The sequence below is a fragment of the Dryocola clanedunensis subsp. sulfonylureivorans genome (assembly GCF_016756775.1).
GTDB classification, from domain to species: Bacteria; Pseudomonadota; Gammaproteobacteria; order Enterobacterales; family Enterobacteriaceae; genus Dryocola; species Dryocola clanedunensis.
The window spans coordinates 1-512 of the sequence record NZ_JAERMU010000088.1; the positions used below are offsets into that span (position 1 = coordinate 1).

The 512-nt window shown below is 60.7% G+C and carries 1 protein-coding gene; it reads right to left on the reverse strand.

Annotation, left to right across the window (positions count from 1 at the left end):
• Positions 1–512 (reverse strand): AAA family ATPase (locus tag HYQ67_RS23915; RefSeq protein ID WP_202308683.1); only part of this gene is annotated, 512 nt, incomplete at both ends.

Here is a 512-nt window from a genome sequence, read left to right on the forward strand (position 1 = left end):
TCACGTTCAAAATACTGTTTGTATTCGCTCCAGGTCGTGGCGGCGATAGTACGCAGCTCGCCACGAGCCAGGGCTGGTTTCAGCAGGTTGGCCGCGTCTGCGCCCCCCGCCTGGTTCCCGGCGCCGATAATAGTGTGGGCCTCGTCGATAAACAGCAGCACCGGCATCGGCGACTGCTGCACCGCGTCGATAACGTTTTTCAGGCGCTGTTCGAACTCGCCCTTCACCCCCGCGCCCGCCTGCAGCAGCCCCAGGTCGAGGGTACGCAGGCTGACCGTTTTCAGCGATTCCGGCACGTTACCTTCGGCAATGCGCAGGGCCAGCCCTTCCACCAGCGCGGTTTTTCCGACGCCGGGCTCGCCGACCAGAATCGGGTTGTTTTTACGACGTCTTGAGAGAATATCCACCATCTGGCGAATTTCGGTGTCACGGCCAAAGACCGGATCGATGTTGCCTTCACGCGCTTTGGCGGTGACATCGAGAGTGAATTTATCCAGCGCGTTCTGGAGCGC